Source organism: Pseudanabaena yagii GIHE-NHR1, from assembly GCF_012863495.1.
Lineage (GTDB): Bacteria > Cyanobacteriota > Cyanobacteriia > Pseudanabaenales > Pseudanabaenaceae > Pseudanabaena > Pseudanabaena yagii.
Window position 1 is genome coordinate 1,316,989 of record NZ_JAAVJL010000001.1, and the last position, 13,043, is coordinate 1,330,031.

The 13,043-nt window shown below is 43.2% G+C and carries 11 protein-coding genes and 1 tRNA gene; 3 read left to right on the forward strand and 9 right to left on the reverse strand.

The window, feature by feature from the left end:
- Positions 1 to 56 precede the first annotated feature (56 nt).
- Positions 57 to 130: transfer RNA gene (locus HC246_RS06255), tRNA-Met, on the forward strand.
- Between the two features lie 61 nt (positions 131 to 191).
- Here the strand turns inward: HC246_RS06255 and HC246_RS25800 are convergent.
- From HC246_RS25800 to HC246_RS06300, 9 genes are all read right to left on the reverse strand, one after another.
- Complete coding sequence (locus HC246_RS25800; protein ID WP_225902922.1) at positions 192 to 338, reverse strand: hypothetical protein; 147 nt, start codon at positions 336 to 338, stop codon at positions 192 to 194.
- 113 nt (positions 339 to 451) lie between these two features.
- Complete coding sequence (locus HC246_RS06265; protein ID WP_169362630.1) at positions 452 to 1,840, reverse strand: PP2C family protein-serine/threonine phosphatase; 1,389 nt, start codon at positions 1,838 to 1,840, stop codon at positions 452 to 454.
- A gap of 246 nt (positions 1,841 to 2,086) precedes the next feature.
- On the reverse strand, positions 2,087 to 3,823 hold the full coding sequence (gene ftsY / locus HC246_RS06270) for a signal recognition particle-docking protein FtsY (protein ID WP_169362631.1): 1,737 nt from the start codon (positions 3,821 to 3,823) through the stop codon (positions 2,087 to 2,089).
- 367 nt (positions 3,824 to 4,190) lie between these two features.
- On the reverse strand, positions 4,191 to 4,676 hold the full coding sequence (locus HC246_RS06275) for a pentapeptide repeat-containing protein (protein ID WP_169362632.1): 486 nt from the start codon (positions 4,674 to 4,676) through the stop codon (positions 4,191 to 4,193).
- 233 nt (positions 4,677 to 4,909) lie between these two features.
- Positions 4,910 to 5,020 carry a photosystem I reaction center subunit VIII gene (locus HC246_RS06280; RefSeq protein ID WP_169362633.1) on the reverse strand — a complete coding sequence of 37 codons (111 nt, stop codon included), beginning with the start codon at positions 5,018 to 5,020 and terminating at the stop codon, positions 4,910 to 4,912.
- A gap of 95 nt (positions 5,021 to 5,115) precedes the next feature.
- The gene (locus HC246_RS06285) at positions 5,116 to 5,589 is read right to left on the reverse strand and encodes a photosystem I reaction center subunit XI (protein ID WP_169362634.1); all 474 of its coding nucleotides are present in this window, start codon (positions 5,587 to 5,589) and stop codon (positions 5,116 to 5,118) included.
- 194 nt (positions 5,590 to 5,783) lie between these two features.
- Positions 5,784 to 6,440: an endonuclease III gene (gene nth, locus HC246_RS06290; RefSeq protein ID WP_169362635.1), complete on the reverse strand. Its 657-nt coding sequence runs from the start codon at positions 6,438 to 6,440 to the stop codon at positions 5,784 to 5,786.
- A gap of 41 nt (positions 6,441 to 6,481) precedes the next feature.
- Positions 6,482 to 7,306 (reverse strand): acyl-ACP--UDP-N-acetylglucosamine O-acyltransferase, encoded by an 825-nt coding sequence (gene lpxA / locus HC246_RS06295; protein ID WP_169362636.1) that lies wholly within the window; start codon positions 7,304 to 7,306, stop codon positions 6,482 to 6,484.
- A 334-nt stretch (positions 7,307 to 7,640) separates the two neighbouring features.
- Entirely contained in the window at positions 7,641 to 10,571 is a 2,931-nt protein-coding gene (locus HC246_RS06300; RefSeq protein WP_169362637.1) for a response regulator, read from the reverse strand.
- Between the two features lie 145 nt (positions 10,572 to 10,716).
- On the opposite strand from HC246_RS06300, the gene thyD reads away from it, so the two are divergent.
- On the forward strand, positions 10,717 to 11,637 hold the full coding sequence (thyD, locus tag HC246_RS06305; protein ID WP_169362638.1) for a thylakoid membrane protein ThyD: 921 nt from the start codon (positions 10,717 to 10,719) through the stop codon (positions 11,635 to 11,637).
- Positions 11,638 to 11,918: 281 nt separating this feature from the next.
- Positions 11,919 to 12,989, forward strand: a complete 1,071-nt coding sequence (locus tag HC246_RS06310) for an IS4 family transposase (RefSeq protein ID WP_169362639.1) — start codon at positions 11,919 to 11,921, stop codon at positions 12,987 to 12,989.
- Positions 12,990 to 13,043 lie beyond the last annotated feature (54 nt).

The following is a 13,043-nucleotide window of genomic DNA, read 5'->3' on the forward strand; positions in this document are numbered from 1 at the left end:
CCCAAAAAGTGCTTGCATTTAACTAGAATTATGTTATATTAGCTAAGCGCAAACGACGCGGGGTAGAGCAGCCTGGTAGCTCGTCGGGCTCATAACCCGAAGGTCGATGGTTCAAATCCGTCCCCCGCCATTACTACAAAATAAAAGCTCTAGTTATGTAATAACTAGAGCTTTTATTTTATGAATTTCTTTTATGAGTACGTGATGCTTCTAAATAAGTAGCCAATTACTGTGCCAATCAAAAGTGCCCAAATCTGACCAGATTTCACAAAACCATCCCAACCTTTACTAATGTCACCCATGACATCTTGCTTAAATTGTTGGGCAATCAAATCCATATTTATGTATGAATGTAGATCCATAACATTTATTGAAGAGGGCGTAATCACTGATAGGTCAGTGTTAGTCACTAGATGTTGAGCTAAATCAAGCATAATATTTTGGGATTGGGTTAATTTACAGTAGCTTTGTCATTGATATGCAAAACTACTAGGGTCATATCATCTGTATGAGTATGACCTTCTCCGATAAAGTTTTGCACTTCTTGGAAGATGTAGTCAAGAATCATCTGAGGACGTGTGACATCGTCAGAAAGAGGGAAGCAATTCTGACAAGCCCAGTCTAGCGCCTTGCGGAGATTTTCTTCGTCAAAGCGATCGCCTTCAGGACTTGCGGCTTCGGTGAAGCCATCGGTGTAATAAATGACGACATCACCAACATTGAGATGGGTACTACGCTCTTCATACTTAGAACCTGCTTCTAGACCAATTAAAGCGCCCATCGTATCAAGGGCGTGCACACTACGAGTTTTAGAGCGCCAATGTAATGCGGGTGTATGAGCAGCATTACTAAAGGAAAGCATCTGCGTTGCAGGATCGTACTCTGAGTAGAACATGGTCACGAAGCGATGGGATTTTTCGAGATCCTCATACATCACTTCATTGAGATGTTCCAAAATTTTGCTAGGAGAATGATTATTTAATACTTCCGCTCTGAGCATCCCCCTTGTCATGGTCATGATCAGCCCTGCGGGGACACCCTTGCCCATGACATCACCGACCACAAAACTCCAGCGATCGCCCTTTTGCATCGGGATAAAGTCGTAATAGTCGCCCCCAACACGGCTAGCAGTCGAACATCGTGCAGCGATCTCAATGCCTTGGATTTTTGGGCAATTGCGTGGCAGAAGTTGTCGTTGAATCTCTGCGCCAATCTCCATTTCCCGATCTTGACGCTCTTTTTTTATTAATTCGGTTGTGAGTTCATGATTTTCGAGTCCCACTGAGGTTTGATCGGCAACAAGACGCATCAAAGTCCGCTTGTTATCTGTCCAGACATAATCAGGCTTGCGACTAAATATATAAAGACGACCACGCACCGAATTTTTGACTAATACCGATGTACCAAATAAATGTACATCTGCCCCCAAATAGCGACTGACCATTTCATCAAGGGCTGTGGGACTACCTGTTAAAACCTGTTGAATTGCTCGCTCGATCGCGGTTCGTACCTGTTGTGCTTTCATCCCCCCTTGATTGCGCTCTGGACAATGCAGCGACTCTAGACGCATTTGCCCGCTTGCCTTAAATAAAATCAGCGCACCACCATCGGAGTCAGTTACACGACTGGCGATGAGGGGAATTAATTCAAGAAATTGATTGAGATTACTAAAGCTGCGGAGAGCGTAACCCAAGAAGCTAAGCAGCTCATGGATTTTATTTTGATCCTGACTCATGCGTCTGAGCAGGTCTTTGAGATCTTTCATCACCATCACAGACGCATTATCTAAATCTGGCTGTGGTGGGAGTGATCTATTTCTAGGTGGCAATGATAGAGACATACCAATGCTGCAACGCTAGGTGGTTTATAGGGAAGCTAATTACGAAAGCTAATTTAGTCAAACAGTTTAGCCTTAGTTGAGCAAAAAATACGATTAATTTTAAAAATTGAGCTGCGCTTGGCATCTCTCACTTTTTAAAATTAGTTAAGTAGGTGGGTGCAATTAAATATAAAACCTCAAAACCTGTGGCGCACGCACAGCGTGCGCCACAGGTTTTGGCTCTGGGTTTTAATTATGCCCAGCTACTTAATTACTTAGTAAAGCCTCCACAAATTCGTAACTTGAAAATGGGCGCAAATCCTCAATCCCTTCACCTGCACCGATAAAGCGAATTGGTAAGCCGAGTTGTTGGACTACGGCGATCGCCACACCACCCTTGGCTGTGCCATCAAGTTTTGTGAGAATTACCCCAGTGATCCCTGCGGATTGAGCAAAGACTTCGGCTTGTTTAAGTCCATTTTGCCCAAGTGTAGAGTCGAGGACTAACAAAGATTCAATTTTGGCATCAGCAGATTTTTTATCGACAATACGGCGAATTTTGCTGAGTTCTTCCATTAGATTTTTTTTGTTTTGCAAGCGTCCTGCCGTATCGACGAGTAATAATTCCGTGCCTCTGGCTTGGGCGGCGCTAATTGCATCGAAGACAACGGCGGCAGGATCAGCATTTTGGGCAGGGTTAGAAATTACGTCAACATTCGATCGCTGTCCCCAACTCTTGACTTGCTCGACGGCAGCAGCGCGGAAAGTATCGGCGGCGGCGATTAGGGTTTTGTAGCCAGACTTGACACTGAGGTGCGACAGCTTGCCAATGGTTGTAGTTTTACCTGCACCATTTACGCCCGTAATCAACCAAATATTTAATTGATTCTTTTCGGGGATCAACATCGGGATTGGTTCGCCTTTGTTGGATGCACCAGTCTGAGCCGTGACATCGAGCATATCGCGCAAAATTTGTTTGAGATAGGCGATCGCTTCTTCGGGGGGCAATACTTCCTTACGCAGTTTGTCTTGCAGCTTCGAGATAATCTGATCGGTTGCCTTTACCCCTACATCTGCTTGCAAGAGTAATGCCTCGATGTCATCAACGGAGTCTGCACTGAGGGGGCCTTGTCCGACGATCGCTTTTAGTTGATTGACTAGTGATAAACGAGTTTTATCTAAACCTTGGCGCAGACGATTCAGCCATGTAATTTCTTCGACGGAGATTTCTTCGGGGCGGCGACCTTGGGAGGCGAGGACCTCGGCTGACCAGATGAAATTCTCGTCAAATTCGATGGTGGGTTTACGTCTGACCTTGACTTCAGGTTTAACCTCTGGCTCTGGCTCAATGATTGCCGTGGCTTCGAGGGCAGCGATCCGCGCAAGGCGATCGCTTTCGGACTGCATCCAAAAAGGTACAGATTCAGCTTCTGGGGTGATTTCTTCATCGATAGTGGAATCGGCTGGGACAGGAGTAAGAGCTTCAGGTGTTGATTCTACTTCGGGTGCTATTTCTAAAGATGGCTCAGGTGTGGAAGTAACTAGCTCAGGGCTTTCTGATGTAGTTTCGACAATTTCAGGCTCTTCAATCTTTGCTTCAGGCGCAAGAACTTCAGACTCAGGACTTTCTGGCTCAACTGCTTCAGCGACTTCAGGTTGAGTAATTTCTGGATCAGCAGACTGCTCTTCGGACTTAGCTTCTGGTGCAATATTTTCTGGTATAGCTTCAGCAATCTCTGGTTCCTTAGCCTGTGCCTCTGGCTCAGCAATTTCTGGTTCGCTAGCTTCAGGTGCTTTATTCTCAGTAACTTCTGCCTGTTGCTGCACATTGGCATAGGCGGCCTTTGCCCAATTGAGTAAATCTTGGGATGCGGGGGAAGGAGCAGGGCTAGATTCTACGGTTGCAGCTTCTGGCGCTTTTTCTTCTGTTTGGGCTGGCTCTACAGGTTGATTTTGTGCATCTTTGTCATCATCAAACTTTCGCCGAAACCAGTTAAACACCATACTAATACCCTCGCGCAATGCCTCAATCTACACCAGATTTCAATATGTTCAACCAAGACAAACTTGATCGGCAATATCAATACTGTCAGTTTACTAGGATAGTTTAAGGTGTATGCGTTATGTAGTCATGGGTGAAATCTAGACGGTTTCCCGAAATCTTAGATTTTAGGCGATCGCTTTTCAATTACAGCGCAACACGCTGAATTAAAAACCATACAAATATTTGAAAGCGAGACAAAGTCTCGCTTTCAAATATAGTTGTTTTAAATAATTTGCAGAGGGGCTTCGACTCCGCTCAGCCATCGGTGTAAGCTAGCTGAGCGAAGTCGAAGCTGTAGTTCTTATTTGAATTATCTATATTTGTATGCTAGTCACATTCTAGAGATTCTCTAGTGCTAACCCCTGTTTTAGAATTGATACCCTTTGCTTTAGTGCATAACCACTTGCGCTGTCCACCATCCATAATTGCATCGGTGAAGTCTGCTCCGTCAATATTCACAAAATCAAAGGTGCTGCGTAATAAAATTGTCTCAACTAGCACCGCATTACTAAGATCAGCTTTAGCAAAATCAGCTTGATCTAGTAGTCCCCCTGAAAAATCTGCCCCTTGTAACTTAGCGTTGCGTAAAATTGAGGCACTAAAAACAGATCCGCGTAAATCAGCATTTTCAAAATTTGCCCCCTCCATATTGGCATTGGCAAAGCCTGAACCCGCTAATACTCTACCTGAGAAATCCCTGCCTTTTAACTGAGCGTGGCTGAAGGAGAGGGTTTCCGCTTGAGCATTCATCGGAGAAACCAGTAAACAGGCGATCGCGAAAATAGCCGTAATTGCCAAGCGTAGGTATGACATAGATGTAAAAAATATTGCAGCGCAGGAGGGATGTCCCTATCTTAAGGGTTCTGCGATTTAATAAAGAAGCAAAATTGGTGGCTCGGCAAAGCCGAGCCACCAATTTTGAGGTATTAACCAAAAGAGAGCTAGTACTTAGTACTAGCTCTCTTTTGGCTGTAAGGCGATCACCTTAGCAAAAATGAAAAAATAAATTACAAAGGACAGGTTAGAAAAATGGCACTAAAGATGCGTTAGTTTTCAACGTAGTTGAAGAGTAAGCCCATAGCAGCGATCGGGAGAATTACACCAAAGAGGGGTACGAAGATGTAAGAAACGTAGTAGTGAGCGTAGTATCCAGTCATGGTTATGAGGTTCCTTGAGTAAATATGAATTATTTCAGAATTTAATTTGGGATGAAATTAATCTCGGTGATGCAGTTAACAACACCTCAGATTACTTAAGACCAAATTAAAGGAATAAACTTTTGGAATGGCTCTAGGTAGTTGAGGAAGTAAGCAAATGCAACACTACCAGCACCACCAACCAAGAAGCTGCTAGCAAATTCGCTCCAACCAGCAGGTGTACCCAAGTCAGCGGGTGCATCAACAGCAGAGCTAGACTGAAGTGTGGTTACACTTTGACCATGCAAGGACAAGCCAACGCTCAAGATCAAAACTAGGGTTGCTGCTGCAAACAAACCAGCAAGACCACCTAACTCAGTGTCTCTAAGAGGACCAAAATAGGCAAAAGGTCCATAGATGAAATAACCATGAGCTAAGCCAACTTCTAAACCACGACGGCTAGCAGACAAGCCTGTACGATAAGCAGGAAGGTTACCGATAAAAGCTCTAACAACTGCCGAATCGCTGATAGGAGTAGACAAATTCCCTAGTTGGGGATCATTTTTGAAAGGTTTTACAAAATCTGTCATAAGTCTTTATTAAGTAAAGATTGCAGGTAGAATTTTGTCTTCATTTTAGGGAATAAGCGCTGATGTCACAGCATAAAGAGTGAGTATCTTTAGAAAACTTCACAACCACTGACCTAAGAAAGTACCTTTGTCACTTTACTTAACGTGAGTTCGATATCGCCATTTGCGCCGCGCTTCGCGCGGCGCAAATGGCTTTAGTTCACGGATGCCGATGGACATAAATCCGCTAATTCGCAGTGATCGCAGGCGGGTTTACGAGCATTACAGACCGCACGACCATGGTAAATAATCCTGATCGACCAGTTTTCCCAATCCCGTTGGGGCAATAGTGCCATGAGATCCCGCTCGACCTTGAGAGGTTCATCAAATTTGGTTAGCCCCAATTTTTTCGTTAAGCGCTTAACATGGGTATCAACGGTTACACCTGCATTGATTCCATAGGCATGGGCTAAGACCACATTGGCAGTTTTGCGGGCAACTCCTGGTAGTTTTAACAGCTTTTCCATTGTATTGGGGACTTGCCCATCAAAGTCTCGCATGATCATTTCGCAAGCCCCACGAATATTTTTGGCTTTGTTGCGATAAAAACCTGTGGAATGTACTAATGCCATGAGTTCGTCAAGATCGGCATTTGCCAAGGCGATCGCATCGGGAAATCGTGCAAATAATTTAGGCGTCACCATATTTACGCGCTCATCAGTACATTGAGCCGACAATATTACCGCCACCAAAAGCTGCACAGGGGTTTCGTAATCCAGTGAACAGGTTGCGTCGGGATATAGCCGTTTCAGGCGAATGAGAATTTCATTAGCCCGAACTTTTTTCGATGAACGTTTAGTAATAATTCCCATGATTAGCAGCGCAGTATGACAGGTCTGAAACGCTCAAAGTTTTACTCGTCTTCGACGCGACTTGCGCCACGCTCATAATGTTTACAGATACCGCGACGACTGGATTTGATAAACTCACAAAATAATTGAATGTCAGGATTATTTTTAAATTCTGGATCGCTATTAAGGAACTCGATCGCTTGGCTACGATTGCGGTTGGAAAGGTAGAGTACCTTATAGGCATTGAGGATTGCGCGGCGACGTTCAGGACTAAACCCATTACGGCGTAGACCAAGTCGATTGAGTCCCAACACCATATTGGTATCAACTGCCATACAGTAGGGCGGTACATCCACACCGAGGCGAGTTTGACCACGTACCATTGCATAGGCTCCGATGCGGGCAAACTGATGTACTACCGAGTCTCCACCCATAAAGGCATTATTTGCCACCTCGACATAGCCCGCCAGCAAGACGTTATTTACTAAAACTACGCGATCGCTAATTTGACAGTTATGGGCAACATGAGCGCCTGTCAGCAGCAAATTATCATTACCAATGGTTGTTGCGGAGCCTTCCTTAGTACCACGATTGACGGTGACATATTCCCGCAATGTATTGCGATCGCCAATCTCTACAAAACTTACTGCTCCCTTATAGGAAGTATCCTGCGGTTCCGAACCAATAATTGCCCCATAACCAATTTGGTTGTCATTACCAATCTTGGTATGTCCTGTAATGATTGCTCTAGCCCTAATCTCGCAGCGATCGCCGATCTCCACAAACTCGTCAACAATAGCATCGGCTCCAATGGATGTACCTTCGCCAATTTTGGCATGAGGATGGACGATGGCGCGGGGATGAATCGTAATATTAGTATTTGGCATTGAAATTTCGGTCTAGAGTCTGGGGCGCAAAAATAATCAAACAAAATAAACAAAGTAAGCATTAGTCTATTGCAATAGTGTAGCAATCATTCATTGCAAGTAGCCCCAAAACAATATCGACTGATGTTGCGTGGAAGTCTTCTAAAGCCCTCACCCCTAGCCCCTCTCCAGCAGGAGAGGGGAACAAGAAAATAATTTAGGTTTTGCTCCCCTTCTCCTGCGGGAGAAGGGGTTGGGTGATGAGGGGCGATCCTACTTCCACGTAACATCAGTATTGACAAGATCGGAACAAATAAGTTTTTTGAAAGTGTTGCCAAGTAAAGCTTTCAAGAATTCATCTATCTTTCAAGATGCCAAACTTATAAAGTCGTTGCACAATTTCTTCTAGAAGCTGTATATAGCTAAAATTAGTCTTTTGCAGGATTTTTTGGACTGAACCACTCAAACGCACATAATCATCATCCGTTAAATCCTTCGCAGTGATAATAATGATAGGAATTGATTGAATATCTTGCCGCAATCTTAAGAGATGGATAAATTCAAATCCATCAATATTCGGCATCATTAAATCAAGCAAAATCAGATCAGGAACGTGATCGGATAGCAAATTTAGAGCCTCATAACCATCCTGAGCTTCCCAAACAATGCAATTTTCCTTTTCTAACATCCGCCGCAGCATTGATTGGACATTGATATTATCTTCAGCGATCAAGACTGATAACGGTGAATCTGAGCCATGACGATATTTCTCAATTGTCGAGACTAAGCGATCGCGATCGATTGGTTTAAACAGATAGTCATTAGCTCCAATCTCATAGCTCTCATGGTAATCAGGTGTAATTGTTAGCAGAATAATAGGAATCCCTGAAGTCAAAGGTTGCGACTTTAACTCTTTGAGAACTTCCCAACCATTCATTGAAGGCATTTGCACATCTAAAATAATGGCATTCGGTAAAATTCGATGTGCTAACTCTAGTCCATCTTCGCCATTAAAAGCGGAATAAACAAATAAGCCGAGATGACTCAAACCTGATTTAGTATATTGATGGATAGTTGGATCGTCATCAATTACTAAAATCGATGGATAGCTTGGCTTTTCATTCTCTGCATTGAGTTGAGACTTTGTTGATTCTGAAGGAAGCTTAGATAAATTCAGCCTACTATTTTTATGGATTGATGATTTAGCTAGTTCACTATCGACTGGCAAGTAGATTGTGAAAGTTGATCCTTTCCCTAACTCACTCTGAACCGTAATACTTCCTCCCATCATATTACAGAGCCGATGACTAATCGCTAGCCCCAACCCCGTTCCTCCATACTGACGAGTTGTGGAGCTATCTGCTTGATTAAAAGGCTGAAAGAGTTTTTGGATGTTTTCAGGACTAATTCCAATTCCTGTATCGCTAATAGTAAAACAGAAATATTCGCCCTGCTCAGAGATTTGGCGATCAACCGTGACTTGAATTTCACCTGATTTTGTAAATTTACAAGCGTTACTTAAAACATTTAACAGAACTTGCCTGAGACGGGTCATGTCCGTGTGAATAATCCCAAGTTGTTGATCGCAGTTGACAACTAGGTGGTTATTGCTTTTGAGAAGCAAGGGTTGAATGGATGTAGTTGTGTTCTGTACTAGAGTGGGAACGTCAAAGTCATCATAATGAATTTCTAATTTACCTGCCTCAATTTTCGTCATATCGAGAATGTCGTTAATTAAGTCCAGTAAATGCTTGCCCGATTGATAAATTTTCTGAAGATCCTGCACAAAATCTTCTAAGCCTAATGCTTCGGCATCTTCTTGTAAGATTTCGCTATAGCCGATAATCGCATTGAGAGGAGTGCGTAACTCATGGCTCATATTGGCAACAAAGGTACTTTTTGTCCGATTTGCTTCGAGGGCGCGATCGCGGGCTAAGGAAAGTTCCTCATTCATCAAACGGAGGGCTTCCTCATCCCGTTTCCGCAACATCAATGTCCCTAGTTGCATAGCGATCGCGCCGATTAACCCCACCAATTGCTGATCGCCATCATTGGGAAATCGGGTAAAGAAAGCCATGATCGCCACAACTTTAGTATCTGCGCTCACAGGGATTGCTAAACCAGATCTCAAACCACATTCCATCGCAGGATATTTACGCAGGAAGTGTGATTCTGATTCGAGAGAAATATCCCAAATCCATTCTGGGCGTTGATGTCCCCACACCCTACCCGGAAATCCGATCCCCGAAGTAAAAGAAATCTTTTCGCTATATTTACGAAACGACTCTAGCCCATCAATACTGCTATACCACGCAGGGCTACATATCAAAACCTGTTCGTCTCCTGATGGTATCCAAGCCTCACCATAATCCCATCCTGTAAATTGACAAATCTTACTGAGGGTAATTGCCAAAGCTGATTGAAAATCATTGACGGCACTAATATCTAACGTTAAGCGCTGCAATAGTTGAGATTCTTCTTCCGCTCGCTTGCGCTGCGTAATGTCTTGAACCGTACCTTCAAAGCCAATTAGAGTCCCATTTAGCTCCCTTACTGCCCTCACATTTTCAGAAATCCAGATTTTTGAACCATCTCGCCGATAGACCTGCGATTCAAAATTGGAAACTGTGTCATGGGAACGCAAAATATCGATAAATTCTTGACGACGGGATGGGTTGACATAGAGCTGATTAGCAATATTCGTGACATTATTAATCAAAGATTCTGCGGAAGGGTAGCCATAGATTCTTGCCAACATGGGATTTGCAATTAAATAGCGTCCGTCAATCGTCGTCTGAAAAATCCCCTCGATCGCATTCTCAAAAATACTTTTATATTTAGCTTCCGCACTTTCAAGGTCGTTACGCAACTTAGAAGTTCTTGCCTTGAGCAATTTATGGATTTCCGTCGCTTGCTGCACCACCTGCATCAACTCTTCAACGCGATAGGGCTTAGTGATGTATTTAAAAACCTTGGACTGATTAATTGCTTCCACCAAATCGCCGACATCCGTATGGGCAGTCAGTAGAATTCGCAAAGTATCAGGATATAGATCAGCAACTTGGCTTAAAAGCTCAGTTCCCGACATCATCGGCATCCGTTGATCGGAAACAATAACTCCAATATCTGGCTCACTTCCCAAAATTGCCAAGGCTTCAAACCCATCTTTGGCTTGGATAATGTGATAACTACGATGAAAAATCCGATTTAGCAGATCCAAGTTATCTACTTCATCATCAACAATGAGTAATTTATCTAGTGATTTATTTGTTTGTGAGCTAGCCATGAGTATATTTGCTGCAAGCAGGTTTTCGCTTATGCTGTTGGAAAGTAGTCCAAAGTAACACTTTCAAAACATTTATTATGGTTTGTTTGATAGCAAAGTTCTGCAATTAAAACCTTAACAACATTCATTTAAGCAAAAACAGATTATGAAAATTGTAGTAACGGGTGCTACGGGATTTGTCGGCACTAAATTAGTTGAACGTTTACAAGCTTTAGGCGATCGCATTGTCGTTTTGGCTCGTGATGCCCAAAAAGCAACCAATCAATTTCCCCAAGCATCTTTTCCCAATGTGGAAGTAGTTGGCTACAATCCTTTTGAGTTGGGAGATTGGGCAAAGGTTATTTCTGGCAGTGATGCGGTGGTTAACCTTGCGGGTGAACCTCTCGCGGGTGTGCGCTGGACGGATAAACGGAAGCAGGAAATTCGCGATAGTCGGGTTTTAACTACTAAGGTTTTAGTGGAGGCGATCGCGCAAGCCGAAGTCAAACCTCAAGTTTTGATCAGTGGTTCAGCGATCGGTTACTACGGGACAAGTCCTAATAAAACCTTTGATGAATATAGCGATGCAGGTAATGACTTTTTGGCAAATATTTGCAAATACTGGGAAGATACTGCTGAGTCTGTCAAGGGTTTGGGCGTACGCCTAGTCAAGCTGAGAACAGGAATCGTCTTGGGAATGGGTGGGGCGATCGCTAAAATGTTACCGATTTTCCAAGTTGGTGGCGGTGGCAAATTAGGCAGTGGTAAGCAATGGTTTTCATGGATTCATCTCGATGATCTCGTTGCCCTGATTATCTATGCGATCAAGAATCCTGACGTTACAGGGGCAATTAATGCGACTGCGCCCAATCCTGTAACTAATGCCGAGTTCACTGTTTCCCTTGCTAAAGCAATTAAACGCCCTGCCTTTGTACCAGTACCTGCGGCGGCGCTAATTTTGCTATTTGGAGAAGCCGCAACAGTGTTATTAGATGGTCAGCGTGTTGTGCCCCATAAAGCTCAAATCAATAAATTTACATTTCAATATCCCGATATTGACTCAGCCTTAACGCAAATTTTCTCCTAAGTTGCCAATCTCACGTCATTTCGGGTTAAGCTGGCAAATTTTAAAAATCCAAAAGTAAAAGCCTTGCTTAGCAAGGCTTTTACTTTGATAGAGACTGGAGTTTAGACTAAAAAAGGTAAAAAAGGCAGAGTAAAAGAGATACAAACTGCCTAAAGTAGATGAAAAGTAAAGAGACATCTACAGCCATGATTATTGATAAACTCTTAGTACAGGACAAAAAGTTGCAAAAGTAGGCAGGGAGGGGTTTTATAAAAGATAACCACATCGTAAATAAAACCCCTATGAAAGAGATTAACCTATTCCGAGAAAAGTTGCAGCAACATCTGCAATGGAATAGAGCAAGACTAGCCTTTGTGTCCATGTTCTTGATCGCGCTAATGCGAGTAAAGACAGTAAACCTAGCTGAAATTGCCACAGGATTTAGTGGTTATGCCAAAGTCGAATCACACTATAAGAGGTTACAGAGATTTTTTCGAGACTTTGAAGTGGACTATGAAAAGATCGCACTCATGGTCGTCAAAGTCATGCAAATCCCCGAACCTTGGGTAATTTCTATCGACCGCACCGATTGGGAATTCGGTAAAACCGTGTTTAATGTGCTGACATTGGGAATAGTGCATTACGGTATTGCATTCCCGTTGGTATGGATGATGCTGGACAAAAAAGGTAACTCAAACACCCGTGAGCGCTGTGAATTGTGTAATCGATTTCTGGAAATATTTGGAGACCGCAAAATCGACTTTTTGAGTGCAGACCGAGAGTTTGTCGGTGAGGATTGGTTAGATTACTTGTTGTGTGAACCATGTAACCGTTTTCGTATCCGCCGTAAAAATACTTTGCTCAATGACGGGCAGAAAAAACTGCGTGCCGACATTTGTTTTCAAGACCTCCAAGTTGGTCAGTCCAAAGTATTGTCCAAGCCCAGAAAGGTTTGGAACCATTGGCTTCGTATAGCCGCTATGCGTCTTGATGATGGCGATTTATTAATTGTCGCGACGACTCATGACCCTGATACGGCTATTGCTGACTATGCTAAGCGTTGGGCTATTGAGACTTTATTCGGGTGCTTTAAAACCCGTGGCTTTTGTTTGGAGTCCACTCATCTTCAAGATCCTGAACGTCTTTCCAAACTAATTGCTTTGCTTACTCTGGCTTTATGTTGGGCTTTATGTTGGGCTTTTTCTTCTGGGCTTTGGTTGGCTCAACTAAATCCCCTCAAGCCTAAAAAACACGGTCGTCTTCCTAAAAGCATTTTTCGCCTTGGTTTTGATTTCCTTCGTCACATCATCTTTGACTTACATCTCAATTCTCAAGCCTTCTTTACAGCAATTCTCATTATGAACGAAGGCTAGTCAAACCGTTGATATAGGGATATTGTAAATAACATGATGATTGATTTAGGGGAA

Excerpts from the sequence above, each read along its gene's own strand:
- HC246_RS25800 (WP_225902922.1), bottom strand. The coding sequence starts at position 338 with ATGGATTTGATTGCCCAACAATTTAAGCAAGATGTCATGGGTGACATT.
- HC246_RS06265 (WP_169362630.1), bottom strand. The coding sequence starts at position 1,840 with ATGTCTCTATCATTGCCACCTAGAAATAGATCACTCCCACCACAGCCA.
- ftsY (WP_169362631.1), bottom strand. The coding sequence starts at position 3,823 with ATGGTGTTTAACTGGTTTCGGCGAAAGTTTGATGATGACAAAGATGCA.
- HC246_RS06275 (WP_169362632.1), bottom strand. The coding sequence starts at position 4,676 with ATGTCATACCTACGCTTGGCAATTACGGCTATTTTCGCGATCGCCTGT.
- HC246_RS06280 (WP_169362633.1), bottom strand. The coding sequence starts at position 5,020 with ATGACTGGATACTACGCTCACTACTACGTTTCTTACATCTTCGTACCC.
- HC246_RS06285 (WP_169362634.1), bottom strand. The coding sequence starts at position 5,589 with ATGACAGATTTTGTAAAACCTTTCAAAAATGATCCCCAACTAGGGAAT.
- nth (WP_169362635.1), bottom strand. The coding sequence starts at position 6,440 with ATGGGAATTATTACTAAACGTTCATCGAAAAAAGTTCGGGCTAATGAA.
- lpxA (WP_169362636.1), bottom strand. The coding sequence starts at position 7,306 with ATGCCAAATACTAATATTACGATTCATCCCCGCGCCATCGTCCATCCT.
- HC246_RS06300 (WP_169362637.1), bottom strand. The coding sequence starts at position 10,571 with ATGGCTAGCTCACAAACAAATAAATCACTAGATAAATTACTCATTGTT.
- thyD (WP_169362638.1), top strand. The coding sequence starts at position 10,717 with ATGAAAATTGTAGTAACGGGTGCTACGGGATTTGTCGGCACTAAATTA.
- HC246_RS06310 (WP_169362639.1), top strand. The coding sequence starts at position 11,919 with ATGAAAGAGATTAACCTATTCCGAGAAAAGTTGCAGCAACATCTGCAA.